Source organism: Prochlorococcus sp. MIT 1341, assembly GCF_034092415.1.
GTDB lineage: Bacteria > Cyanobacteriota > Cyanobacteriia > PCC-6307 > Cyanobiaceae > AG-363-P08.
The window spans coordinates 1,310,230-1,334,823 of record NZ_CP139304.1; the positions used below are offsets into that span (position 1 = coordinate 1,310,230).

Annotated in this window: 19 protein-coding genes and 1 tRNA gene; 12 read left to right on the plus strand and 8 right to left on the minus strand. The window is 39.0% G+C overall.

Features of this window, described 5'->3' with window-relative positions; genetic code table 11:
* Positions 1-23: 23 nt before the first annotated feature.
* Positions 24-1,463, minus strand: a complete 1,440-nt coding sequence (gene tig, locus SOI84_RS06625) for a trigger factor (RefSeq protein WP_320673767.1) — start codon at positions 1,461-1,463, stop codon at positions 24-26.
* A gap of 168 nt (positions 1,464-1,631) precedes the next feature.
* Here tig and SOI84_RS06630 point away from each other — a divergent pair, with 168 nt between their 5' ends.
* The 3 genes from SOI84_RS06630 to SOI84_RS06640 all read left to right on the plus strand — a co-directional run bounded on the left by SOI84_RS06630 (position 1,632) and on the right by SOI84_RS06640 (position 5,624).
* Positions 1,632-2,663 carry an aspartate-semialdehyde dehydrogenase gene (locus tag SOI84_RS06630; RefSeq protein ID WP_320673768.1) on the plus strand — a complete coding sequence of 344 codons (1,032 nt, stop codon included), beginning with the start codon at positions 1,632-1,634 and terminating at the stop codon, positions 2,661-2,663.
* Positions 2,660-3,568, plus strand: a complete 909-nt coding sequence (dapA, locus tag SOI84_RS06635) for a 4-hydroxy-tetrahydrodipicolinate synthase (protein ID WP_320673769.1) — start codon at positions 2,660-2,662, stop codon at positions 3,566-3,568. The genes SOI84_RS06630 and dapA overlap by 4 nt, the downstream gene beginning before the upstream one ends.
* 79 nt (positions 3,569-3,647) lie before the next feature.
* The gene (locus SOI84_RS06640) at positions 3,648-5,624 is read left to right on the plus strand and encodes a ribonuclease J (RefSeq protein ID WP_320673770.1); all 1,977 of its coding nucleotides are present in this window, start codon (positions 3,648-3,650) and stop codon (positions 5,622-5,624) included.
* An 18-nt stretch (positions 5,625-5,642) separates the two neighbouring features.
* Here SOI84_RS06640 and tilS read toward each other — a convergent pair whose 3' ends face one another.
* The gene (tilS, locus tag SOI84_RS06645; protein ID WP_320673771.1) at positions 5,643-6,689 is read right to left on the minus strand and encodes a tRNA lysidine(34) synthetase TilS; all 1,047 of its coding nucleotides are present in this window, start codon (positions 6,687-6,689) and stop codon (positions 5,643-5,645) included.
* Between the two features lie 85 nt (positions 6,690-6,774).
* Here tilS and SOI84_RS06650 point away from each other — a divergent pair, with 85 nt between their 5' ends.
* Both SOI84_RS06650 and uvrB read left to right on the plus strand, forming a co-directional pair.
* Complete coding sequence (locus SOI84_RS06650; protein ID WP_320675403.1) at positions 6,775-7,545, plus strand: DUF561 domain-containing protein; 771 nt, start codon at positions 6,775-6,777, stop codon at positions 7,543-7,545.
* Positions 7,546-7,706: 161 nt separating this feature from the next.
* Entirely contained in the window at positions 7,707-9,743 is a 2,037-nt protein-coding gene (gene uvrB, locus SOI84_RS06655) for an excinuclease ABC subunit UvrB (RefSeq protein ID WP_320673772.1), read from the plus strand.
* Between the two features lie 17 nt (positions 9,744-9,760).
* Here uvrB and SOI84_RS06660 read toward each other — a convergent pair whose 3' ends face one another.
* Together SOI84_RS06660 and holA are read right to left on the minus strand one after the other, a co-directional pair.
* Positions 9,761-11,536 carry an aspartate kinase gene (locus SOI84_RS06660; protein WP_320673773.1) on the minus strand — a complete coding sequence of 592 codons (1,776 nt, stop codon included), beginning with the start codon at positions 11,534-11,536 and terminating at the stop codon, positions 9,761-9,763.
* Positions 11,537-11,588: 52 nt separating this feature from the next.
* Positions 11,589-12,575: a DNA polymerase III subunit delta gene (holA, locus tag SOI84_RS06665; RefSeq protein WP_320673774.1), complete on the minus strand. Its 987-nt coding sequence runs from the start codon at positions 12,573-12,575 to the stop codon at positions 11,589-11,591.
* Between the two features lie 66 nt (positions 12,576-12,641).
* Between holA and SOI84_RS06670 the strand changes: the two genes are divergently transcribed.
* Positions 12,642-13,280 (plus strand): precorrin-8X methylmutase, encoded by a 639-nt coding sequence (locus tag SOI84_RS06670; protein ID WP_320673775.1) that lies wholly within the window; start codon positions 12,642-12,644, stop codon positions 13,278-13,280.
* A 1-nt stretch (position 13,281) separates the two neighbouring features.
* On the opposite strand, the gene mutS is transcribed toward SOI84_RS06670, so the two are convergent.
* A complete protein-coding gene (gene mutS, locus SOI84_RS06675; protein WP_320673776.1) occupies positions 13,282-16,074 on the minus strand; it encodes a DNA mismatch repair protein MutS in 2,793 nt (930 codons plus the stop codon).
* 152 nt (positions 16,075-16,226) lie between these two features.
* Here mutS and psbZ point away from each other — a divergent pair, with 152 nt between their 5' ends.
* From psbZ to SOI84_RS06695, 4 genes are all read left to right on the plus strand, one after another.
* Positions 16,227-16,451, plus strand: coding sequence for a photosystem II reaction center protein PsbZ (psbZ, locus tag SOI84_RS06680; RefSeq protein WP_320673777.1), 225 nt, complete (start codon positions 16,227-16,229; stop codon positions 16,449-16,451).
* 126 nt (positions 16,452-16,577) lie between these two features.
* Positions 16,578-17,072, plus strand: coding sequence for a 6,7-dimethyl-8-ribityllumazine synthase (gene ribH, locus SOI84_RS06685; protein ID WP_320673778.1), 495 nt, complete (start codon positions 16,578-16,580; stop codon positions 17,070-17,072).
* A gap of 74 nt (positions 17,073-17,146) precedes the next feature.
* Positions 17,147-17,218, plus strand: a tRNA-Gly gene (locus tag SOI84_RS06690).
* 279 nt (positions 17,219-17,497) lie between these two features.
* Positions 17,498-18,250, plus strand: coding sequence for a class I SAM-dependent methyltransferase (locus SOI84_RS06695; protein WP_320673779.1), 753 nt, complete (start codon positions 17,498-17,500; stop codon positions 18,248-18,250).
* Between the two features lie 113 nt (positions 18,251-18,363).
* On the opposite strand, the gene SOI84_RS06700 is transcribed toward SOI84_RS06695, so the two are convergent.
* Both SOI84_RS06700 and SOI84_RS06705 read right to left on the minus strand, forming a co-directional pair.
* Positions 18,364-19,572: a glycosyltransferase family 2 protein gene (locus tag SOI84_RS06700; protein WP_320673780.1), complete on the minus strand. Its 1,209-nt coding sequence runs from the start codon at positions 19,570-19,572 to the stop codon at positions 18,364-18,366.
* Between the two features lie 204 nt (positions 19,573-19,776).
* Positions 19,777-20,250, minus strand: a complete 474-nt coding sequence (locus SOI84_RS06705) for a GNAT family N-acetyltransferase (protein ID WP_320673781.1) — start codon at positions 20,248-20,250, stop codon at positions 19,777-19,779.
* Positions 20,251-20,294: 44 nt separating this feature from the next.
* Here SOI84_RS06705 and rfbA point away from each other — a divergent pair, with 44 nt between their 5' ends.
* Together rfbA and rfbB are read left to right on the plus strand one after the other, a co-directional pair.
* Positions 20,295-21,191, plus strand: coding sequence for a glucose-1-phosphate thymidylyltransferase RfbA (gene rfbA, locus SOI84_RS06710; RefSeq protein WP_320673782.1), 897 nt, complete (start codon positions 20,295-20,297; stop codon positions 21,189-21,191).
* Between the two features lie 121 nt (positions 21,192-21,312).
* Entirely contained in the window at positions 21,313-22,422 is a 1,110-nt protein-coding gene (gene rfbB / locus SOI84_RS06715; RefSeq protein ID WP_320673783.1) for a dTDP-glucose 4,6-dehydratase, read from the plus strand.
* A 59-nt stretch (positions 22,423-22,481) separates the two neighbouring features.
* Here the strand turns inward: rfbB and SOI84_RS06720 are convergent, their stop codons facing one another.
* Positions 22,482-24,269, minus strand: coding sequence for an ABC transporter ATP-binding protein (locus SOI84_RS06720; RefSeq protein WP_320675404.1), 1,788 nt, complete (start codon positions 24,267-24,269; stop codon positions 22,482-22,484).
* Positions 24,270-24,594: the final 325 nt, after the last annotated feature.

The window sequence follows — 24,594 nt, forward strand, 5'->3', positions numbered from 1 at the left end:
TCAAAACAATCTATTTGGATAACTCATGATTTGGGTGTTTTAGGGGTGGATTTTGTGTTCTTGGTTTTATTGACTTGTGATTTGCTGACAGCAGTGCTTTTACTCTTTGCTTTAGAAGCAGGCTGTAATTTCTGATCAGCATCTGAAGGTTTCATTTCTTTGATTGTATTATTTTCTTCTAGCCAGCCAAGAAGTTTTTCACGTAAAAGATCTTCTCTAATTGCTTCTTTTAGTCTTTCATCATTTATTTGCTTCTCATCTGATAATTGTTTTTTTACCTCCTGCATTTTTTCTTCTATACTTTTATCTTCAACTGTGATCTCTTCTGTTTCTGCAAGAGCTTTAAGTGCAAGACTCTTGCGTAAGTTTTCTTCTGCTTCGCCTCTCGAAGATTCCATTAATGATTTGACAAGCTTCTCAGTAAATAAGGATTTAACATCCATTCCCTGCTCTGCGAAATTACTAGCTGTTTGTTCAATTAAATTCCTAATTTCTTGCTGGATAAGAGTTTCAGGAAGGTCTACTTCTAATTGGCTAACAAGTTCTTTTAGTAACGCATCATGACGATTGCCTTCATTTTTAAGCTCGGTATCTTTTTTTAGTCTTTCTTCCAGGTCATCTTTTAATTCTGCAAATGTTTTTTTGTCACTTGCCTGTTTGGCAAATGAATCATCTAGGGGAGGAAGTTCTCTTTGCTTTAAATCTTTTAAAGTTAAATCGAAAATAGCTTTTCTTCCCTGTGCATCTTTTTCAACATAGTCTTTGGGAAAATCACATTCGATCATTTTTTGTTCATTTAATGACATTCCTATAATTCCTTCAATGAAACCTGGAATCATTTGCCCTTTTTCAAGATCTATATCCATTGATTCTGAGCTGCCACCTTTTATCTCACTACCATTATCTTTGTAGGTTCCTTTGAAACTAACAACGGCTACATCTCCTTTTTCTGCTGGTCTTTTCTCAACAGGTATTAGGGTAGCAAGTTGTTTTCGAGATTGTTCTATGAGTTCATCGACTTTTGATGGGTCATAGTTCACAGTTTCTACTTCGGCTGTAAGACCTTTGGTGGCTTTTAATTTTGGATTAGGTGAGATATCAGTTTCAAAAGTGACTTTTAGAGTTTCTCCAGGCTTGAACTCTTCTAAGAGACTTTCAAAGCCATCTTTAATTTGTGGCTCACAAAGTGCATTAATTGACTCTTGATCTAGGGTTTCTCTCCAAATTTTTTCTATGAGTTTTTCAATAGCAGTTGCTTTAATTCGAATTATTCCGATTTGTTGAAGCAGAACAGCTTTTGGTACTTTTCCTTTTCGAAAGCCTGGCAGCTTTACCGATCGACTTAAATTTGAGATGGCTTCGTCATAGCTTTCCTGGCTTCGCGACCCAGGAATTTCGACCTCTATTGCGAGTCGGCTTTTGGGAAGTTCCGAGGTGTTTACCTTCAATTTGACTGCACTCATCGTTGGACTTAAACCAGATAATTACCACCTTAAGAAAGCAAGGGGCACTCACTGCCAAGTTATTGTGGTTTTAACGTCTCCTTGCTCAAGCTTTAAAGGCTGTAGTCCTTTGACAGATTGATCATTGATTAGATCAACCCATTCAACGTCGATACCTTTGCTTTAAGTTTGACTTCTACAACATTTTTCCCTGATCGTCCTCTTACAGTTGCAGTCCTTGGTTCAACTGGCGCAGTTGGCCAAGAGTTGCTTCAGCTTTTGGCTGATCGATCTTTCCCTGTAAAGGAACTTCGCTTATTGGCTTCTGCGCGGACAGCTGGGAATACTCAGAGTTGGAACGGATCTAGGCTTACGGTTCAAGAGGTAGGGGATGCGTCTTTTGAAGGGGTAGATCTGGTGTTTGCATCTGCAGGCGGTTCTATCTCTAGAAGGTGGCAGGAATCCATCAAATTAGCCGGCGCTGTAATGATTGATAATTCCAGTGCATTTAGGCTGGATTCCGACGTTCCATTAGTTGTTCCAGAAGTTAATCCAGCTTCTGTAGAAACACATCAGGGGGTTATTGCTAATCCAAATTGCACAACAATTTTGCTCACACTTGCATTAGCCCCATTGGCTAGGCATAGAAAAATTCGCAGAGTAATTGTTTCTACTTATCAATCTGCTAGTGGTGCTGGTGCTAGAGCCATGGAAGAGTTGAAAGAACTAACAAAAGAAGTCTTAGAAGGCAAAGATCCTAAAAGTGAGGTTCTTCCATATTCACTTGCTTTTAATTTGTTTCTGCATAATTCTTCTCTTCAAGAGAATATTTATTGTGAGGAGGAAATGAAGATGTTGAATGAAACCAGAAAGATTATGAATTTACCTTCCCTGGGTCTTTCTGCTACTTGTGTTCGGGTGCCTGTTTTAAGAGCCCATTCTGAGTCAGTAAATGTAGAGTTTGAGCAGCCATTTTGTGTTACTGAGGCTCGTAAGGTTCTGTCAAACGCTAAGGGGGTGCAATTGATTGAAGATATTCAATCGAATCGTTTTCCTATGCCATCTGATGTCGCAGGAAAAGATCTTGTTGCAGTGGGTCGAATACGACAAGACATTACTAATGCTAATGCCTTAGAGTTCTGGTTATGTGGAGATCAAATACGTAAAGGTGCTGCATTAAATGCCATTCAAATTGCTGAACTTTTATTGAGGTCAGAATGAGTTTTTTAGCTGAACTATCTCCAACCCCATTTGGTCGTTTGCTTACAGCAATGGTCACCCCGTTTGATGAAATGGGTAATGTTGATTTAGCGTTGGCGGGAAGACTTGCTAGGCATTTAGTTGATGAAGGGTCTGATGGAATAGTGGTATGTGGAACTACAGGAGAATCCCCAACACTAAGTTGGAAGGAACAACATCAACTATTGGATGCAGTCAGACAAGCAGTTGGATCAGGTGTAAAGGTACTTGCTGGCACAGGAAGCAATAGTACTGCCGAAGCCGTTGAGGCCACTGCTGCAGCCGCAGCAGCTGGGGCAGATGGCGCTTTGGTGGTTGTGCCCTATTACAACAAACCTCCTCAGGATGGACTCGAGCATCATTTTCGTAAGGTTGCAGAGGCTGCTGCGGATTTACCTTTAATGCTCTACAACATTCCAGGTAGAACAGGATGTGCCCTTGAACCAAGTACAGTTGCAAAGTTAATGGAATGTCAAAATGTTGTCAGTTTTAAAGCTGCTAGTGGTTCGACAGACGAGGTGACACAGCTTAGGTCTAACTGTGGTTCAAAGCTCGCTGTTTATAGCGGTGATGATGCTTTGCTTTTGCCAATGCTTTCAGTAGGTGCTGTTGGGGTAGTCAGTGTGGCTAGCCATATTGTCGGGAGGCGTCTGAAGGCGATGATTGATGCTTATTTAAGTGGTCAAGTAGCTTTAGCTCTTGGCTATCACGAGCAGCTTCAGCCTCTCTTTAAGGCTTTGTTTGCAACAACTAATCCAATCCCAGTCAAAGCCGCATTGGATTTAAATGGTTGGCCTGTAGGTCCACCCCGTAGCCCTTTAATTCCTTTAAATCAAACAATGAGAAATTCACTTTCTCAAATCCTTGCTTCGCTTCGTCATTCTTGACGAAGGTACGAATCAATTTGATGGTTTTCGCTCTTTGCGATTTTTGTAACAACCATTAGTTCCTTATACGAATTTCAAAATGTCTAGCTCTTCCAATCAAACAAGCTCTCGAATAAACACATCCTCTAGGGCAAAAGATCCCTGCTTACGTGTCATTCCTTTAGGGGGTCTTCATGAAATAGGTAAGAACACATGTGTCTTCGAGTACGGGGATGATTTGATGTTAGTAGATGCAGGACTTGCATTTCCTTCTGATGGTATGCATGGTGTGAATGTTGTAATGCCAGATACAAGTTACTTACGTGAAAATCAAAGACGAATTCGTGGGATGATAGTGACACATGGCCATGAAGATCATATTGGTGGAATTCCACATCACTTAAAACATTTCAATATTCCGATCATCTATGGACCTCGTCTAGCAATGTCTATGCTTCAGGGGAAAATGGAGGAAGCCGGTGTTAGTGATCGTTCCACAATTCAAACTGTAGGTCCAAGAGATGTAGTCAAGGTTGGCCAAAATTTTTCAGTAGAATTTATACGAAATACCCATTCAATGGCTGATAGTTTTTCTTTAGCGATTACTACGCCTGTAGGAACAATTATATTTACAGGCGATTTTAAGTTTGATCATACACCAGTTGATGGAGAACATTTTGATCTTTCACGCCTCGCACATTATGGTGACAAGGGAGTCTTGTGTTTATTTAGTGATTCAACTAATGCAGAAGTTCCAGGTTTTTGCCCTCCAGAGAGATCTGTATTTCCTTCTTTAGATAGGCATATATCCGAGTCAGAAGGTAGGGTTATAGTAACTACTTTCGCTAGTTCAATTCATCGAGTTTCAATGATTTTAGAGCTAGCAATTAAGAATGGGAGAAAAGTTGGCTTATTAGGTCGTTCAATGATCAATGTAATTGCTAAGGCTAGAGAGCTTGGTTATATGCGTGCACCTGATGATTTATTTGTTCCGATTAAACAAATTCGTGATCTGCCAGATCGAGAAACACTCTTACTTATGACAGGTAGTCAGGGAGAACCTTTAGCAGCTCTTAGTCGTATATCTAGGGGTGATCATCAACATGTTCAAGTAAAGACTACCGATACGATTATTTTTTCAGCAAGTCCTATTCCTGGCAATACAATATCTGTTGTTAATACAATTGATAGATTAATGATGTTGGGTGCGAAAGTTGTATATGGGAAAGGTGAGGGAATTCATGTTTCTGGGCATGGATTCCAGGAAGATCAGAAGTTGATGTTGGCACTAACAAAACCTAAATTCTTTGTGCCTGTGCATGGTGAACATAGGATGCTTGTTTGCCATAGTAAGAGCGCGACGTCAATGGGTGTTCCTGCAGAAAATATCCTTATTCTTGACAATGGAGATGTTGTTGAACTGACATCAGAATCTATTGCAAAAGGAGATTCTGTGAAGGCAGGAATTGAATTATTAGATGCTTCTAGAAATGGCATTGTTGATGCAAGAGTTTTAAAAGAACGACAACAATTGGCTGAAGATGGTGTTATTACAGTACTTGCTGCAATAAGTACTGATGGGATGATGGTTGCGCCACCCCGGGTAAATCTCAGAGGTGTGGTTACTACTGTTGATGCAAGGAAGATGTCTTTTTGGACTGAAAAGGAAATAGCCTGGGTCCTAGAAAATCGTTGGAAGCAACTTGCACGCCATACTGGAGGGTCTTCGGCCCCAGAAGTTGATTGGATGGGGGTTCAGAGAGAAGTTGAAGTTGGGTTGGCACGTCGAATACGACGTGAGTTACAGATCGAACCTTTGATTCTTACGTTGGTACAGCCAGCACCAGGAGGTACAGCTGCATATAAGAGTCGTTTTGATCAAGAAAAAGACCCAAGATCAGTTTCCAAGATCTCACGAAATTCTCGCTCAGGTCAGACTGCAAATCCTGTAAAGATGGCTACTGGAGATTCTGCACCTTCTGAAAAAGGGGTAGCTAACTCTGAATCGGTCAATAAGGATCAGAACGGTGAGGTTTCTACTGGTCGAACACGTCGCCGTAGCTCTGCCGTGGCATAAGATCCGAGAAACAATCTTTTAGTAATTCATTGCACTTTGTTGATTGTTCCTGATCAATGAAACTATTTCTTTATTCCATTTGACTACCCATCCATTAGTTAGGTTAACTGAACCTGGTGCTTGTTGAGCACCGATGCGTCTTGATAGATTCATAAGTTTTTTAGAAGTTTGAGATGGCACATTATTTCTTTGTAGCCATAAAGATAATATTTTTGCCCTTGAAGTTTCTGAAATATCAAAGAAAATGTTCCGAGCTATTCCTTCTGGTTTGAGTCCTGATTGAAGAGCTAAAAAAGTTAATTCATTCTGGTCTTCTTTATAGTTTTTTAATCGATTAGTTAATGAGGCTATACGTAGACTGCATCCCGGAAAAATTTCTTCAAGGACAGGAATAACTTCATGGCGGATTCGGTTTCTTTTGTATTCTTTAGATTCATTTGAGGGGTCTAGCCAAATAGGAAGATTCAATTTGGCGCAAATCTCTTGGGTTTCCTGACGACTAAATTCAAACATTGGTCTTACTAAAGTCACATCATTTCCATACATTTTTTTATCTAATGGCCGCGTTTCTCTTAATGAGCACATTCCAGAAAGGTCTGTTCCTCGTGATAAATTTAATAAAAGTGTTTCTGTTTGATCACTTCCTGTATGAGCTGTGATTACATGTGAACATTTTATATTTATTTTGGAGAGTTTTTGTATGGTCGAGGCAAGCTGATGATAACGCCAATTTCGTGCAGAGGATTCATTTTTAGCTTGATTTAAATTGTCACGATCACAAAAGAATTTACAGTACTTTTCCTTGCACCAATTCTCTAATCCACTTGCAATCTCGGCAGAATAATCATGCCACGCATGATCTCCATGCCATATAAATAATTGCCAATTATGTATTCGCCTTAAATCACTTAAAAGCCCAAGCATTGCCATTGAGTCTTGTCCGCCAGAGATGGCTAACAAAAGAGCTGCTCCTTTAGGTAGTAAATCAGGAGTGGCTAGTAATTTTTGATGAAGCCGCTCATGAAAAGAACTCCATGATTGGCAATTGGTGGAGGTTGGCTGCATGGGTTTCGAGATTTACCCACCTGATGACAGTCTTAAGATATCTGCCTTGTTGAGTGGCAGAATTTCTGTATTCCGTGGTTTTTTGATGTCTCGTCTTTATCGTTTGCCAGTTTCTCTTAGGGCACGTCTTCAGAAGCGTAGTCTTTTCAAAGTGATTTCAGGGCTTAGTAACTTCAATTCAGCTTCTGTTGAAATGATCTCCTGGGCCGCTTCTCAGGGCGGTGCTGATTTGGTTGATATTGCATGTGATCCAGATTTAGTTCGGCTTGCAATCAAGACTTCAAAATTACCTGTTTGCGTAAGTTCTGTAGAGCCAGATCTTTTCCCAAACGCAGTAGCTGCTGGTGCAGCAATGGTTGAAATTGGTAACTTCGACACCTTTTACCCAGAAGGACGAATTTTTACTGCGAAAGATGTGCTTTCTTTGGCTTTTAAAACAAGAGAACTTTTGCCAGAGGTATTCCTGTCTGTGACTGTTCCACATGTTTTACCTTTAGATCAGCAAGGCCAATTAGCGCTCGACTTAGTTACTGCAGGAGTAGATTTGATTCAAACTGAAGGTGGGACCTCGTCTAGGCCATTTAGCACAGGCCTGCAAGGACTCGTGGAAAAGGCAGTGCCTACTTTGGCGGCCACGAATGCGATTGTTGATGCTTTACGTTCTGAGGAATGTTTTATTCCAGTCATGACTGCATCAGGAATCACTGCAGTTACAGCACCTATGGCGATTGCATCAGGAGCAAGTGGAGTGGGTGTAGGGTCATTGATTAATAGATTGGATAACCAATTGGCTATGGTTGCAGCTGTTCGAAGCTTGAGAACAGCTTTGATTGATCAATCTCTTATAACAGTATGAGTTCAAGATTAAATATCAGCACATAATTTAGATAATCTCTTGAATATTTTATTTTGTAGTAATTAATTTGCTCTAATTTTCATTGTCAGCCTTCTAACAACAGTTATTTCTAAGTCAACATGAGGGTTACTTTTTCTTTTTTAATAGATTAAAATATTCATATGTCTAATTATCATCTTGATTCTCCCTATACTCCAAAAGGTGATCAACCTAAAGCGATTACGTGTCTTGTTGATGGTGTAAATAAAGGCAAGCCATTTCAGACACTATTAGGTGCCACTGGAACTGGGAAGACATTTACGATAGCGAATGTGATTGAGCAAACAGGACGCCCAACACTTGTGTTGGCTCATAATAAGACGCTTGCTGCTCAATTATGTAATGAGTTGCGTGAGTTTTTTCCGCAAAATGCAGTTGAATACTTTATTTCTTATTATGATTATTATCAGCCTGAGGCTTATGTCCCGGTTAGTGATACTTATATAGCAAAAACAGCTTCTGTTAATGAAGAGATAGATATGCTAAGGCATTCTGCAACTCGTTCATTATTTGAGCGCCGAGATGTAATTGTTGTTGCATCTATAAGTTGTATATATGGATTAGGTATGCCAGCAGAATATTTGAATGCTGCCGTGCAATTTGATGTAGGTTCAACACTTGACCTTAGAGTGTCTTTACGAGATTTGGTAAATAACCAATACACACGGAATGATTATGATATTACTCGTGGTCGTTTTCGAGTTAAGGGCGATGTTTTAGAAATTGGACCTGCTTATGAAGATAGATTAGTTAGGATAGAATTATTTGGTGATGAAGTAGAGGCAATTAGATATGTTGATCCTACTACTGGCGAAATCCTTAATAGTTTAGATCATATTAGTATTTACCCTGCAAAACATTTTGTAACTCCTAAAGATCGATTGGAGGAGGCTATCCAATTAATTCGAAAAGAACTAAATGAGAGGTTAGATTTTCTGCATTCTGAAGGAAAATTACTGGAAGCACAACGTTTAGAACAGCGAACTAAATATGATCTTGAAATGTTGAATGAAGTTGGATATTGTAATGGCGTAGAGAATTATGCGCGTCATCTCTCTGGAAGAGCTGAAGGATCACCTCCGGAATGTTTAATTGATTATTTCCCTAGTGATTGGTTGCTAGTTGTAGATGAAAGTCATGTAACATGTTCTCAATTACAAGCCATGTATAATGGGGACCAAGCAAGGAAAAATGTGCTGATAGAGCATGGGTTTAGATTGCCTAGTGCGGCTGATAATCGGCCTTTAAAGAGTGAGGAGTTTTGGGAAAAGGCTAGACAAACAATTTTTATTAGTGCAACACCTGGAGATTGGGAACTTGCCATAAGTGATGCCGAAGTTATTGAGCAAGTTATCAGGCCAACAGGTGTTCTTGATCCCTTAATTGAGGTTAGGCCTACTAAAGGTCAGGTCGATGATCTTCTAATAGAAATTAATTCACGCTCTAAAAAAAATGAAAGGGTTTTGATAACTACTTTAACTAAAAGAATGGCTGAAGATTTGACAGATTATCTGTCTGAACATCATGTAAGAGTTCGATATCTACATTCTGAAATTCACTCGATAGAACGCATAGAGATAATTCAAGATTTGCGTTTAGGTGAATATGATGTTCTTGTTGGTGTAAATTTGTTGAGAGAAGGGTTGGATTTACCAGAGGTTTCTCTGGTTGTTATACTTGATGCAGATAAAGAGGGCTTTCTTAGGGCTCAAAGATCTTTAATTCAGACAATTGGAAGAGCCGCAAGACATATTAACGGTATGGCAATTATGTATGCAGATAATCTCACGAAATCTATGGTGAAGGCTATTTCTGAGACTGATCGAAGACGTGCTATTCAACAAGATTATAATAAAGAACATAGCATTATCCCTAAACCTGCTGGGAAGAAAGCCAATAATTCTATTTTGTCTTTTTTAGAATTATCAAGACGAGTCCAGAAGGACTGCACTGGTAATGATTTATTAGAAATAGTAGACGTTGCAAATCAAGTAATAGTCGAACATGACGATGCTGCAATTGCGCTTGAGACACTCCCAGACTTAATCGATAAGCTAGAGCTAAGAATGAAATTAGCTGCTAAAGAATTAGATTTTGAAGAAGCGGCTAAGTTGCGTGACAGAATTCGCAAGTTACGGCTCAAAATGTTTGGCAATTAGGTCGCAAATAAAATTCTTTAGGATTTACTGAGATTTTCTTCTCCAAGGTTAAAGTCTTTATGAATTGCTCTAATGGCTTTTACTCCATTATCTGCTGACACTACGCAACTAGTTCTGATTTCGCTTGTTGCAATCATTGCAATGTTGATTTCTGCGTTTGCAAGAGCCCGAAACATGCGACCTGCAGTTCCGGGAATTGTTGGCATTCCCGCTCCAACTGCACTGACACGTGCAATCCCAGGGCCTTCTTCCAGATGTGAGCCAGGCCATTGGGCAAGTAGAGGCACAAGGGCTTGATCTGCATGTTGTCTATTTTCCGTTTTTAGGATGAAGCTAATATCTCTACTGCCATCTTTATGTTGTCTTTCTGATTGAACGATTGCATCTAGACTGATACCAGATTCGGCCATTGCCGCACAAAGTGCCGCTGCTGTACCAGGTTTGTCTGGTACATGAAGCACACTTAGTTGAGATTGGTTTGTATCTAACGCAACTCCTCGGACCTCTGGGGAGTTCATAGGTATATTTATTGGATTTAATTGGATTTGATTTTCTGATAGATCAAACGTTGATGCGACTGCACGGATAGCTTTATTTCCTAACTTCTTATCGATAACACAGCTAACTTTGACTTCACTTGTAGCAATTAGCCGTAGATTGATACCCTCTCGAGAGATTTTATCGAAGAAACTTGCTGCAATACCAGGTCTGCCCATAATTCCTGCGCCATTAATACTGAGTTTTGACATTCCCTTTTCGGTACAAAGATTTCCTCCAATTCTCGCAAGTATTTTTGTGCAAAGTATTTTTGTTTTTTCGAGGTTCTCTTCAGCAACTGTGAATGTTATGTCATTGCTATTGCCAGCATGTGTTGATTGAATTATGAGATCTACATTCACTCCACCAGTCGACAGTTCTTCAAAAAGCTTGGCTGCAATTCCTGGTTTGTCTGGGAGGTCCGAAAGTGCGATTACGGCTTGATTTTCTAGAAGTTCTACTCCATCAACCGGGCGCCCTAATTCCAGGCCCGCTAGACCAATTTCTCGAATGGATTTGCTCGTGAGTTTGGTTCCAGGGTTTTCGCTCCAGCTTGAACGCACAAATAATGTGACTCCATAGTTTCTTGCAATTTCAACAGCTCGAGGGTGCAGAACTGCAGCTCCAAGACTTGCAAGTTCAAGCATTTCATCACAACTCACTTCTGTCATTAGTCGTGCCTCTGGAACTAGACGGGGATCAGTGGTCAGGACTCCAGGAACATCTGTGTAGATTTCACATGCGTCTGCTTTCAAGGCTGCCGCTAGGGCTACTGCAGTCGTGTCTGACCCTCCTCTACCAAGGGTGGTAATTTCAGCAGTTCCTCTACTACTTAATGTTGTTCCTTGAAAGCCTGCCACGACAACAACTTTCCCATCTTCTAAAAGGTTGTGTAGTCTTTCAGTTTTAACTTCTAAAATTCTGGCTCTTCCATGCGCGGATTCAGTCACAATGCCAACTTGGGCTCCTGTCATTGAAACGGCTGATATACCCAGTTTGTGTAGTGCTATCGAAAGTAATGCTATGGAAACCTGCTCTCCTGTGGAGAGGAGCATATCCATTTCTCTTTGAGGCGGATTTTTACTAATTGTTTTTGCTAATTCAGTGAGCTCATCAGTTGTACCCCCCATGGCTGAAACAACGATAACTAGATCATTGCCATACTCTTTGCTAGTTGCTATTCGTTTTGCGACAGCTTGAATTCGTTCTACGTTCCCAACAGAAGTGCCGCCAAATTTTTGAATTAGTAATGCCATTTAGGCTGTCAGAGTAGGTGGATTGATTCTTTGAGTTTGCAAAGAAGATAAATTAAATTGTGCTTAAAAGACCATCTCTAAAAGCATCTTTAGGCTCAATTCCCATTTTGATAGCAGCTTCAATTGATAGCAAGCGACTTAGCAAAGTTAAAAATAGCTCAGGTGGTTGGCCATTTAGTTGTTTTCGAATCACATAAATACGTTTTGGATTATTAATTCCCGAAGCTTTTGCTATAAAGCCTACATCCTTTTCTCCTGCTTTTTCTAAAAGGCTGACCCATAGCCAACCTCTAACCTGGCCAATGAGTGTGGCCACAATTTTTAAGGGTGGTTCTCCCTTTTCCAGTAATGCATCTAGTAGCGCAATAGTTTCTATTGGTTTGTTTATAAGCAATGAATTGGCAATTTCAATTGCATTTGTAGAAATACCTTCAATCAGAGACCGAACCATTTTTGTTGTTATTACTGAGTTCCTTGTTGTTTCCGCATTGAGAGAAAGCTTTTGGAGCTCAGAGTAGATGCGAACACTGTCATTGCCTATTGCATCAATGAGTTCTTCTATTACATCAGATTCCATTTGAAGGCCAAGCTCTTTCGAAATCCGTTTGATCAGTTCTTGTTGCCCTTGCTTATCCCATGCAGCAGGAAGGACAAAACTCTTTTCGATACAACATTTTGACTTGATTAATTTTTGTAGTGCTTTAGTCGGTTTTAGCCTTCCATCAGGTTTTTTGTGATTACTAAGAAGTAAATGATTTTGAACTGAGATCAGTTTCAATGTTTCTTCAAAAAGGATCGCAAGTTCATTGGTGCAGCCATTGCAAAAAGGACTGTTGTTGAGCCAAATAATTTTGCAACCACTACCTAAAGGTGGAGTTCGAGCTTCTTCCAGCGCTTGGATGGCTTGTTCAGGATTTGTACCTTCTAATCGACTTAAGTTGATGCTGATCCAGGAGGGGTCAACAGTTGTTTTGATTAGTGTGTTTATGTAGTTTTCTTTCCCTGCGGAGTCGTCTCCCCAGATGAGGTGAATAGGCATTAAATCAGTGGATTGGACGTAGTGATTTCAACTTGCTTAAGCTCATAACTGTAAAACCTGATTTCAGTGAAGAGTCCAGATCATCCAATTTTTATAAAGAGTGTTCAGTTCATTCGAGAGAGGCTGGACTCAACAGGTTTGGATCCATTGCAACAAGAAGTACTTGAGCGGTTAATCCATAGCAGTGGTGACTTTGCTCTTATGGATTCGCTTCGCTTTAGTGCGTCTTCATGTGAGATTGGTGTAAATGCTTTATTAGCAGGGGCATCGATTCTTGTGGACACGGGAATGGCTCATGCAGGCGTAGAGGCTATGGCGAGACGTACTTTAGGTACCTCAGTTTATTGTTCTCTCAACTGGGCAACTGATTTAGATAACGAAGCCGTCACAAGATCTGCTAGAGGTATGACAATAGCCTGGCAAGAACTTACAAAGAAGTCGGACTTTGGGCCTGCTCCTATTGTTTTAATAGGAAGTGCACCTACTGCGTTAAATGCATTACTTGATTTAGTTGAAAAAGGCTTTGCAAAACCAAGTTTAGTAATAGGAATGCCTGTTGGGTTTATAGGGGTTTCACAGAGCAAAACAAGATTGGCTGCTACTGACTTGGCGAATATTCGACTGACGGGGAGCCGGGGGGGTGCAGGGTTAGCTGCAGCAACACTAAATGCTTTGCTTAGAGCAGCATATTTAAAGATGAATTAATTTATGCTGCACTCGTAAGTGAATTTTTAATGGAGATTTGTTTTGCTGTAATTGTCTTCACTCCTTCACCATTTTCGAGTTGATGTAAGATTTTTTTTGCATGATTTAAAACTTTTTTGGGTACCCCTGCTAAGCGTGCTGCTTCAATGCCATAGCTTTTGTTGGCTCCTCCAGGAACAACACGATGAAGGAATAGAAGATCGTTACCAGTTTCTTCAACAAGAACTTGGAAGTTCTCTACATTTTTGATTTGCTTTGCTAAATGATTTAGCTCGTGATAGTGGGTAGCAAAAATTGTTTTAGAACAAAGAATTTCCGCTAGGAATTGACTTACAGCCCAAGCTATTGATAAACCATCATAAGTGGCAGTTCCTCTTCCTATTTCGTCTAGCAAAACTAGTGATCTATCAGTTGCGTGATGAAGGATATAGGCTGTTTCAGCCATTTCAACAATGAAAGTTGATTGCCCTGCAGCAAGATCATCAACAGCCCCTACCCTAGTAAATATTTGGTCAGCAATGCTAATGCGTGCTTTCTTTGCAGGTATCCAACTTCCTATTTGTGCCAACAATTGTATTAACCCTATTTGTCTAAGATAACAGCTTTTCCCACTCGCATTTGGGCCTGTAAGTATTATTAGTTCTGTTCCTTCACCAAGCCGTAGATCATTTGGAATAAAAGATTCATTGACTAATAATTGCTCTACAACTGGATGTCTAGAATCTTCAAGATGCAAGATGCGTTTGTTCTCTGTTTTTAAAGGCTCTAAAATTTCTGGCTGGCAGTATCCATTCGTAGCTGCCACTTCTGCCAAACTAACAATTGCATCTAATCCAGCTACAGCTCTAGCCGCATTGCGAATTTCGCTTGTATATTTGCTGACTTTTTCTCTTACCTGACAAAAGACGTCATACTCACGTTGTGTGCAACGTGCTTTAAGTTGAAAAATCTTTTCTTCTCTCGACTTTAATACTGGTGTTACAAAGCGTTCCTCATTGGCAAGTGTTTGCCTTCTAATCCAATGTTCAGGAACTGCTTTAGCTTTGGCTTTACTTACTGCTAAAAAATAACCAAATGTCCTGTGATATTGAAGTCTAAGGTTCGCTATATTGCTATTCTTTCTTTCTATATTTTCTTGACTATTTAGCCATTTTTCTTGGTCATCAATTTGGTTTCTTAATCCATCTAAAATTTTATCTACGCCATCATAAATAATACCTCCATCGCTTAGGCTTAATGGTGGATTTTCGATAATACTTTCTCGAATTATAGATGCAACTTCTATTAATTTAGGATTAACTTTTGCTAAGTCTTTGATGAAATTAGGCCCAATTGCATCTTTCGATGGCAATTCTCTTGAAAGATATGGCAATCTTTCAATGCCATCAGCAATAGCAATTAGGTCTCTAGGACTACTTTGACCTGCACTAGAGCGACCTGCTAATCGTTCAAGATCACCCATAGGCTTAAGAATTTTACGAAGCGATTTACGAGCGTGTTTTTGTTTGACTAACCAACTAATAATTGCCTGTCGCGCCTTAATTTTCTCGATATTAATCAGTGGATTTTCCAACCATCGTCGGAGACATCTTGCTCCCATTGCTGTGAGCGTTTGATCAATAGCCCAAAGTAAAGAACCAAAAAATTGGCCCTTCCTTTGTGTTGATGTTATTTCAAGATTTCGTCTGGTTTGGGCATCTAACTTTAATGACTCATTTTTGAAGGTTATCTTTGGTAGATCAAGATTTGGTACGGACTCTTTGCTTACTTTTAATTCACCATTAATAGGCTTAGTTGTATTTAGGTAACTTAGTAATCCTCCCGCGGCTCTAAATGCAAGAGGAACCTCTTGTAGACCAAGAAAATCTAGATTCGAAAGGTTATATGTCTCTTTTAATCTTTTTTCTGCTTCAGGGTAAGTAAAAGGAGTATTTCCAATTTTTGTGACATGTATATCCCGCGGACACCAGGAATGATTCGCTCCTTTTGTGTGTTCTGATACGAGAATTTCAGCAGCTTCTATCTGTGCTAAAGATTGAAAAAGTTCTGATTCTGATTCCTGTTGAGTTACTAAGAACTCGCCCGTGCTCACGTCAGCACAGGCGAATCCCCATACAAATGTTTTAGTTTGTGGCTTTTCTTCAACTATCACTGCTGCCAACCAATTGTTGCGACTTGCAGTTAATAGCTCTTCTTCCAGAATGGTACCTGGTGTTAGAACTCTTGTAATGCCTCTTTTTAATAAATTTCCTTTAGAAGGTGTCCTTTCTAACTGGTCGCAGAGAGCAATACTTTTACCTTTTCGTATCAATTCAGAGCAATATCTTTCAGCGGCATGGTGAGGAATGCCTGCCATGGGAACTCTTCCAATAGATTTGCCTCCGTCTTTTCCTGTGAGAGTTAGTTCAAGCAGTTGTGAAAGAAGGATTGCATCTTCGAAAAAGCATTCAAAGAAGTCTCCTAACCTATAGAGCAATATTCTTTCTGGATTAGCTTTTTTCAGTTCTACGTAATGCTTAAGGACCGGTGTTAAGAGCTCGACTTCAACCAAAGTGTGGTGAGACCATGAAGGCTCGAGATTGTCTTGGATAGGGTTTTTTAAAAGGGTTTTTTTGTCTGTTGAGATGGGGTCCTTCCTTGTCCTTGGTCTTTGTTCAGCATCTAAAACAAGATCTTTTTCTGCAAGATCAGAAATATCGTTCAAATTGGGTTTTTGGAGGTCTTCCGTAACGAATGATTCTTCAGGAGAATCCCCAAATAGGCTGCCTTGCAGGGCTTTATCATCGCCAGCCATCTATCCCTACCCCTTTAAAGATGGGCATCGTAAGGGAGATTCGTTCCTTTGGATGTGAAGCCTCGCGACATCATTGCTACGTTTTTCCTGGATTCTTATCCACCATGGGAGAATATCTTGGTTAGAGCATTGGCTCAGCTGCTTCATCTCCAATGAACACTATTAGTTTTATCGCTGCAAACGCGCTTTTATTTGCGTCTCTGATTCTTGTCGTGGCAGTACCACTGCTGTTTGCCTCAGATACAGAAAGTTATGGCAGTCGATCCAGGAATATTCGATTGATCGAGAATGGTTGTGGAATTTGGTTCCATATTTTGCTCGTCAATGGTTTGATTTCTGAGTATGTCGCACATCAGTTGGTCGGGGTTTCTTTTTAGGCTCTTTCTCTGATGAGCGATTGAAAGTTTTTGACAATACTAGTTGTTTTGTATTTTCTGGGGATTGGGTTCAATCCCCTATCTTCTAGTGTAGTTAGATAATTATGGCAGTTGCTGCTCTTTAAAATGGCTACAATTGAAGGACGTTTTACTGAAATCTCAACTTTACGCATAGCCGTAGTAGTTGCTCGATTTAATGACTTAGTCACTAGCAAGCTTCTTACTGGTTGTTTGGACTGTTTAGAAAGGCATGGTATTGATACTTCAGAAAATAGTTCTCAGCTTGATATTGCTTGGGTCCCAGGTTCCTTTGAATTACCACTTGTGGCTCAACAGTTGGCACGAAAAGGTAGTTATCAGGTCATCATTACTCTTGGGGCTGTAATTAGAGGTGATACGCCTCATTTTGATGTTGTAGTAGCTGAGTCAAGCAAGGGGATTGCTTCTGTTTCACGAGAGACAGGAATACCAATTATTTTTGGTGTACTCACAACAGACAATATGCAACAAGCTCTTGAGAGAGCTGGCATTAAGAATAATTGCGGGTGGAATTTTGCGCTGCAGGCTCTCGAAATGGGTTCGCTGATGGGGGAAATAGAATCGTCCAAGCTTGCAAGATGATTGTTTTAATTGACCAGTTACCCATTAGTGGTGCATGCTTGTTTAGATTGAGAATGTAACTTCCTAGTTCGAGTGCGGATGTAGCTCAGTGGTAGAGCATCTCCTTGCCAAGGAGAGGGTCGAGAGTTCGAATCTCTTCATCCGCTTAGAGTGAATCCCTGTTTAAACAGGGATTTTTAAATTTTCAGAAATGCCAGGGCGGCACTTGAAATGCCACTAGAAAAGTTTGGAAGTCTTCCTAGAGGTTTGGTACCTTTCCAATGAAAGGCTCTGTTATGGGTATTCGCTTGCTATTTGATCAAAATCCATACCAAAAGTTTTATGCGGTTGGATTTCTCCACTAGCAGCTCCATAAATTCAATTCGCACTGCTCCTGAAGAAATCTCTCCATCTCACTGGTTTGGAAACATAAATTTAAGTAATTGATGTTGTTAGATTTTGGCCATACAATCGATGGGGTAAACGATAAAGGGCTTTCAAACTTGTTTAACAAACTTACAAATATCGCAATTAGGCTGTTTAATTATGCTCGCTCCATAAACTTTATCAGAGATAAATGGTTATATAATGAGTATATCAAAAACAATAAAATTCGTAAGTTACATATTGGATGTGGTAGAAGCCTAATTAAAGGTTGGCTAAATACTGATTATTATGGCGGTAAAGATATTATGAGATTAGACGCAACTAAGAAATTCCCTTTTAAAGATAATGAGTTTGATTATATATTTAGTGAGCACATGATAGAACATATATCCTATAATGATGCAACTAAGATGTTGAAAGAGTGCTTTAGAATACTTAAACCAGGCGGTAAAATTAGAATCTCAACCCCTGATATTAGAAAAATAATCACCTTATTCAATCCAAAAACTGAAACCCATAAAAGTTATATTGAATGGTCGATTGAGAATTGGTGTTGTAATAAATATCCAAAAGTTTTTAGCCCTGCTTTTGTAGTTAACAATTATGTTCGTGACTGGGGACATCAATTTATATATGACATAGAAACACTTGAATTAAATTTATCGATAGCTGGCTTTGTTGATATTCCCAAAAAGACATTATCTATTTCTGAAAGCTCGGATGTTAATTTAAGCCTTCTGGAGAATGAAGCAAGAATGCCTCCTGGATTTCTTGAATTTGAGACAATAACTTTAGAGGGACTGAAACCATAATTTTTCTCGCCTGAGAGTTTAGGAATAATTTCTAAAGCCACCTATTTGTTAAATGAAGAAGGCTTTTGCATAAATTTATTAAGTTAAAAACACCAATGATGCCCCCTAAATTATTATTTAGACCAGATTGCGAAATTTGATTTTCCTGTGAGGGTTGTTTTAATTAAGTTTTGAATAGAACGAAACTTCAAAGGTCCATCTGGGAAATATCTCCAGTTTATAGATAAGTATGAGAGGCTTTTTTTGTTTAAAAGTTCTTCAACTATTTCATATTTTGATGCTTCATCTAGTGTATTTTTAACAAAGGAATAGGCTGTGTTGGAGCTACTATAGTTAGCATCTAATGTTTTAGAGCAGAAAATTAATGATTCATATAATGTCATTGATAAAATGATAGAAGCATGAGTTTTAGAAAGTCTTGCATATAGATATTTTGTAAATAGCATTGCAAATATTTTCCGCCATGATTTTGCTAAGTCCTTTTTGTTTGCAAAATTATTTTTATAATTATCAAGATTATTATCTAGATAACAATACATTGATATCAATACACCACAAAAATATATAAGTGGCACATTTAATGGATTCATTGTTGTATTGATGTTGCGATAAAATTTCCTCATCTTTTCATCCATCGTTTTGCTCTCTATTTCTTTGCCTCCCCCCCCCCAATGTGATTGATCGTAGAAATATAGAAGTTCTGGAGATTGGTATAAAGGCCCTTGGATAGCAAGATGAACCATCCAAACATAATCAAAACTATATTGCTCATATGGCCAATCAAGTAATTTTTCAAGAGGCCTTATGCTGACTTGATTCTTATCGGTTACAGCATAAAAAGACACTCCATATTTACCCTGAGCAAAAATATCAAGAACTCTTTTGTAGGGATCTTTAGTTATATTTTGTGTCAGAATTTTACCAGATAATAAAGTGCCTACATTGGTTGAATGATAATTAGGTATACCATGCCATGCAACACAATCTGGGTGGTTATCTATTGAATTTAATACAGATTTATTAAGAGCTGGAGAGATATAATCATCATCTCCCAGCCAAAGAAAATATCGATTATTAACCAGCTTATAAAGATTGACATAGTTTTTATACATTCCTAAAGAAGGTTTGTTCTGAAAATAACGAACTCTAGGGTCTAATTTTTGAGCAAGTTCTCCTAACTCTTGATTAGAGCCATCATCTGAAAGAATTATTTCAGAGACAATAGATCCCTGAGTTATGGCACTGGCTATGCAGAGAAGTGTTCTTCTATCATTTTTATAAAGTGGTACTGTTACGCTAATTGAAATGTTTTGATTGTTCATGTAATTGAGAAATCATTTGTAATTAATAAGGCAAGCAATTATGCCTGAGGGCTAAATAACTCAGCGATTTACTATAGTTTATTGTGGCCGATTCATACTTTAGCTTATTAAAAGCTAAGTGATTCGATTTTAATACATAGATATTATAAATCAATGGCACCTTCCCTAAGGATAATGTTTTGTAAATAGATATCTACTTTATTCTCACAGAGTTCTTTGTTTAGGTCTCTTTTTTAAAAGCAGACTTTGTTGATTAACTTTTTCGAAACCAAATTGGTTGTAAAATTTAGAACAATTACTTGTCATTAGATATATCCTTTCAACGTTTTTAAGTGAATTGGACTTCAAAAGCGCATCTACTATTTTTTTACCTAATCCTTTGCCTTGGAGGTCCTGCGGAACTATGACGTCCCATAGCACAGCTCGGTAGACGCCATCAGTTGTAGCGCGGCCAAACCCAACAATTCTATTTTTCTCCCACACACTGATTACTACTTGGCTGCCTGCAAGTAGTCTTTTGATGCTGATTAAGTCACGATTCTCAGCCCAAAAAGCATGGTCATCAAAAAGAATTTTTAATTTTTTTAACCCTCTTATAGGTTTCAAGCCTGGTCCTAGGCCTAACCATCGGAGGCCTATAGCTCCTCTTCCATGTTTAATCAGTTTTATAGAAGGCATTGTGAATGGTCTCTATGTCAGCATGAAGGCAGTAACAGCTGTACATGAAGCGTAAGGGGATCATTCTTGCTGGCGGTTATGGCACCAGGCTATATCCGATTACCAAGGCAGTTTGTAAGCAGCTGTTACCTGTCTATGACAAGCCTATGGTGTTTTATCCATTAACAACCTTAATGCTTACAGGTATTCGAGAAGTTCTTGTCATTACAACTCCTCAGGATCTAGCGAGTTTTCAAAATTTGCTAGGTGATGGCAGTGACTTGGGTATGGAGATTAATTATCAGCTGCAAATGAGTCCAGATGGTTTGGCACAAGCATTTTTGATTGGTGAGAAATTTCTCAATAATTCTCCAGTCACATTAATACTCGGCGATAATATCTTTCATGGTAATGATTTAGTCCCTCAGTTGATTGCCAGTCGTTCTAAAGACGTAGGTGCGACATTATTTGCCTATCCAGTGAGTGACCCAGAAAGATATGGTGTTGTTGAGTTTTCTCAAGATGGTCAAGTCTTAAATATTGAGGAGAAACCAAAAAATCCTAAAAGTACTTATGCAGTTACAGGATTATACTTTTACGATCATACTGTTGTTGAACGCGCCAAATCTGTTCAACCTTCTTCTAGAGGAGAATTAGAAATAACCGATTTGAATCTTCAGTATTTACAAGATGGTTTGTTGCATGTTGAATTAATGGGTCGCGGCATGGCCTGGCTTGATACTGGCACTTGCGATTCTTTGCAGGAGGCAGCAGCTTATATACGCACTTTGGAACACAGACAGGCGTTAAAAGTTGGTTGTCCAGAAGAAGTGGCGTGGCGATTAGGATGGATTACAGCTGAGGATTTAGCTGAATTGGCACATCCTTTGCGGAAGAGTGGTTATGGGGATTATTTGCTTGATCTTCTTGAAAAACCACAGCCAAATATTGCAATGTCATAATCCATTGCTGCTATGAAAGGTTCTGTTAATTTTCTTTTTGAGACCTTATAAAATTAGTTAGTAATCCTCGATGATTAACTTTTGATTCATGTGTTTTCTTTTAGTCCGTTAATCGCTATCCATGACTATTTATTCTCCAGAAATATTTCAAATCAATGAGCTTCTTTCTGATAGGCAGCGAATTCTTGTAACGGGTGGAGCTGGCTTTATAGGAGGTTGCTTGATAAGGCGGTTATTAACAGGAAGCAATGTAAAAGTGTTTAATTTAGATAAGTGTGGTTATGCTAGTAATTTGAAAAGTATTCAGCAGGTTGGTGAATCATCACAACGTCATGAATTGATCAATGTAGATTTATCTGATGCAGGCTCGATTGATGAAGCGATTATTTATGCTAATCCAGATATAGTTTTTCATCTTGCGGCTGAGAGTCATGTTGATCGATCAATTGATGGACCAAAAACCTTTCTAGATAGCAATGTAATAGGCACCTTTAATCTTTTACAAGCTATTCGTAAATTTTGGGAGTCTTTACCTCCTAAAAGAAAGGGCTCTTTTCGGCTTATTCACATAAGTACGGATGAGGTTTTTGGATCTTTAGGTAATACAGGATATTTTTCTGAAGATACACCATATAACCCCAGCTCTCCTTATGCAGCTACTAAGGCGGCTAGCGATCACCTCGTTAGAGCTTGGAATCTTACTTATGGTTTACCCGTGGTTGTAACAAATTGCTCAAATAATTATGGCCCTTGGCAATTCCCAGAGAAGCTAATCCCATTGGTCATACTTAAGGCTTTAAAGGGAAAACAAATTCCCCTTTATGGAGATGGTATGAATACCAGAGATTGGCTTTATGTTGAGGATCACGTCGACGCGCTATTGTTATCAGCAATCAAAGGTGAGATAGGTAAAAGTTATTGTGTGGGGGGTAATGGTGAATGTACAAATAAGCAAATCGTTTATTCAATTTGTTCACTCCTCGATGCAAAAATACCTAATTCTGCTCCTCATAGTAGTTTGATTAGTTTTGTTCAAGATAGACCAGGCCATGATTTTCGATATTCAATTGATTCAAAAAAAATACAGGAAGAATTAGATTGGAGACCAAGGCATAGCTTAGAAGAAGGACTCAAAAATACAGTAGAGTGGTATTGTAATAATCTTAGTTGGTGTAATGATGTGGTAAATAAGTCTGGTTACGATGGACAACGAATGGGACATATAAATTAGTTGATAGAAAAGTAACCCTTATGGGTTGTAAACTTTATGCCAAAATCATTAGAACTAATTCATGATTTAGATTCTGTTTGCTCTAAGTATGTGAGATTTTTGAAGCTTGTTGAGGTTTTGCGTAGTTCTTCAAATCGACCGGAATCCTTTATTCTTCCTTCCTCGAATTCATATATAAAGTCAGATCTAATAACAGTAGAAAGGCGATGAGCAATAATGACTAAAGTACATCTGCGTCCAATAACTTCTATGGCATCCATTACTTCAGCCTCAGTTTTATTATCTAATGCACTTGTTGCTTCATCCAAGACTAATAATTTTGAATTGCGATAAAAGGCTCTTGCTAATGCAAGCCTTTGTCTTTGTCCCCCTGATAGCCGAATACCATTTTCACCTATATGCGTAAATAGCCCTAACGGTAGTTCGGAGACTAAATCTGCTAATTGAGCAGCTTGCAAAGCATCCCAGATTTGATCTTTGTCCACCTTGCTTGGGTCTTTTCCATAGGCAATATTCTCTAGAACATTGCTATTCAGCAGGGTTATAGATTGAGGAACATAAGCACAATTTGCCTGCCAAGCAGGTATATCTGCTTCAGAAACATCAATCCCATCTAGTTGTAATGAACCTTTGGTTGGTCGAAGTAAGCAAAGAAGTTGATTGGCAGCAGTAGTTTTGCCGCTACCGGTTGCACCAACAAAGGCTACTCTTCCTCCAACAGGGATTGTTATATTTATGTCTTTGAGAACTAGTTGATCTCTGGATGGGTATTTATAATCAATATGGTTTAACTTTATATTGTATTTAGGTGCTATTCCTCTTGGAGAAGGTACACCTAGTGACCCTAAAGTAAGCCTGTTGGTTTTTAATTCAATCAGTTTAAGTGTCTCTTCAAGGTCAGCCATTGCTGATCGAATCGATGTGAAAGCTCGAAAACAATCCTGAAGCGGAGGTGTTAGCTTTAAAGAGGAAACGGCAATAGTAGCTAGAAAAGGTATTATCTTTAATAAGTTAGATGGATCAGAATTGCTCAATATTGGGAGCATTCCAATGCTAAAGATTAGGGTTATCCCAAGAGGCTCTAAGAGAGCTCTTGGCATTTCTGGTAATGCTTCACCTTTCCAAATAAAAGGAATACTAGAACGCCAAGCAGATGCATATCTTTTCTGAAAGAATTCTTCTGAACCTGTTAATTGCACATCAAGAATGGTTCTTAGAGAATCATTCAATACGTTATTTGTCTGCTTGAGAAGAGTTACGCGTTGTCTCGATGAAAAACGTATAAAAGGAGTAATACTTAGAGTTATAGCCACATAGCTGAGGATTAAACATCCTATTAACACAAAGGCTACGAGTTTCTCGACAAATATGATTGCTGTAAAAAGAAAACTTATTAGAAATAAACCGCTTATTAATTGCAATAAGGGTAGTATTAACCTTTCCGATACTCGTTCTATATTTACTAATATAGTTGCCGACAACTCGCTATTATCTTTTCCTAGAAAATATTCATACCTCTGACCTAGTATTTTCCTTTGGGCCATTTCTGAGAGGTCTCGCCAAATACCTGATTTCAAACGAAATTGCCAAGATCTTAGTAAAAGCTTTGTGAATGAAGAGAACCAACTCAATCCTATGAATGCAATGACAAGTCCTAAGGCTTTGATGCGTGGGTCGGCTGGAATAAGGTCTGTAAATGGTAAAGATGGACGATTTGGAGACCCGACAAATACGGTAAATAGTCTAGAAACGGCTGCTATAACAAGTACGTCTGCAAGGCCTGCGATAAAGGCTACTGGGATCAAGCCTACGAGAGCACGCTTACGCTTAGCCGGTAGTGCCTTCATTAGACGCACCAGGTTGTTTAGTGTCTGGCTCGCCTTCATCATTAATAAAAAATACCCATTTATGGCAGGGACATTCCTCGATGGCCGGCCACTTATTTGGGTGTTTGTTTGACGTCTTCTAAATGATTTTTGGTTTGATCAATGGTTATTGGGCTTTTTTTCTAAAGGTTCTTACAGAACAGATGAGCTTTTGTTGATAAAGCAATAGGCTTAATATTGTGAATTAGAGATTGGTCCAGTCTCCAAAACACTGATACTTGTTAGTGTTTCAGGAGATAGATTTGCTCTTTTTACAGTTGTTTATTCCGTCACTGCTAAAAAGAGC

Excerpts from the sequence above, each read along its gene's own strand:
- tig (WP_320673767.1), bottom strand. The coding sequence starts at position 1,463 with ATGAGTGCAGTCAAATTGAAGGTAAACACCTCGGAACTTCCCAAAAGC.
- dapA (WP_320673769.1), top strand. The coding sequence starts at position 2,660 with ATGAGTTTTTTAGCTGAACTATCTCCAACCCCATTTGGTCGTTTGCTT.
- SOI84_RS06640 (WP_320673770.1), top strand. The coding sequence starts at position 3,648 with ATGTCTAGCTCTTCCAATCAAACAAGCTCTCGAATAAACACATCCTCT.
- tilS (WP_320673771.1), bottom strand. The coding sequence starts at position 6,689 with ATGCAGCCAACCTCCACCAATTGCCAATCATGGAGTTCTTTTCATGAG.
- SOI84_RS06650 (WP_320675403.1), top strand. The coding sequence starts at position 6,775 with ATGTCTCGTCTTTATCGTTTGCCAGTTTCTCTTAGGGCACGTCTTCAG.
- uvrB (WP_320673772.1), top strand. The coding sequence starts at position 7,707 with ATGTCTAATTATCATCTTGATTCTCCCTATACTCCAAAAGGTGATCAA.
- SOI84_RS06660 (WP_320673773.1), bottom strand. The coding sequence starts at position 11,536 with ATGGCATTACTAATTCAAAAATTTGGCGGCACTTCTGTTGGGAACGTA.
- holA (WP_320673774.1), bottom strand. The coding sequence starts at position 12,575 with ATGCCTATTCACCTCATCTGGGGAGACGACTCCGCAGGGAAAGAAAAC.
- mutS (WP_320673776.1), bottom strand. The coding sequence starts at position 16,074 with ATGGCTGGCGATGATAAAGCCCTGCAAGGCAGCCTATTTGGGGATTCT.
- psbZ (WP_320673777.1), top strand. The coding sequence starts at position 16,227 with ATGAACACTATTAGTTTTATCGCTGCAAACGCGCTTTTATTTGCGTCT.
- ribH (WP_320673778.1), top strand. The coding sequence starts at position 16,578 with ATGGCTACAATTGAAGGACGTTTTACTGAAATCTCAACTTTACGCATA.
- SOI84_RS06695 (WP_320673779.1), top strand. The coding sequence starts at position 17,498 with ATGTTGTTAGATTTTGGCCATACAATCGATGGGGTAAACGATAAAGGG.
- SOI84_RS06700 (WP_320673780.1), bottom strand. The coding sequence starts at position 19,572 with ATGAACAATCAAAACATTTCAATTAGCGTAACAGTACCACTTTATAAA.
- SOI84_RS06705 (WP_320673781.1), bottom strand. The coding sequence starts at position 20,250 with ATGCCTTCTATAAAACTGATTAAACATGGAAGAGGAGCTATAGGCCTC.
- rfbA (WP_320673782.1), top strand. The coding sequence starts at position 20,295 with ATGAAGCGTAAGGGGATCATTCTTGCTGGCGGTTATGGCACCAGGCTA.
- rfbB (WP_320673783.1), top strand. The coding sequence starts at position 21,313 with ATGACTATTTATTCTCCAGAAATATTTCAAATCAATGAGCTTCTTTCT.
- SOI84_RS06720 (WP_320675404.1), bottom strand. The coding sequence starts at position 24,269 with ATGAAGGCACTACCGGCTAAGCGTAAGCGTGCTCTCGTAGGCTTGATC.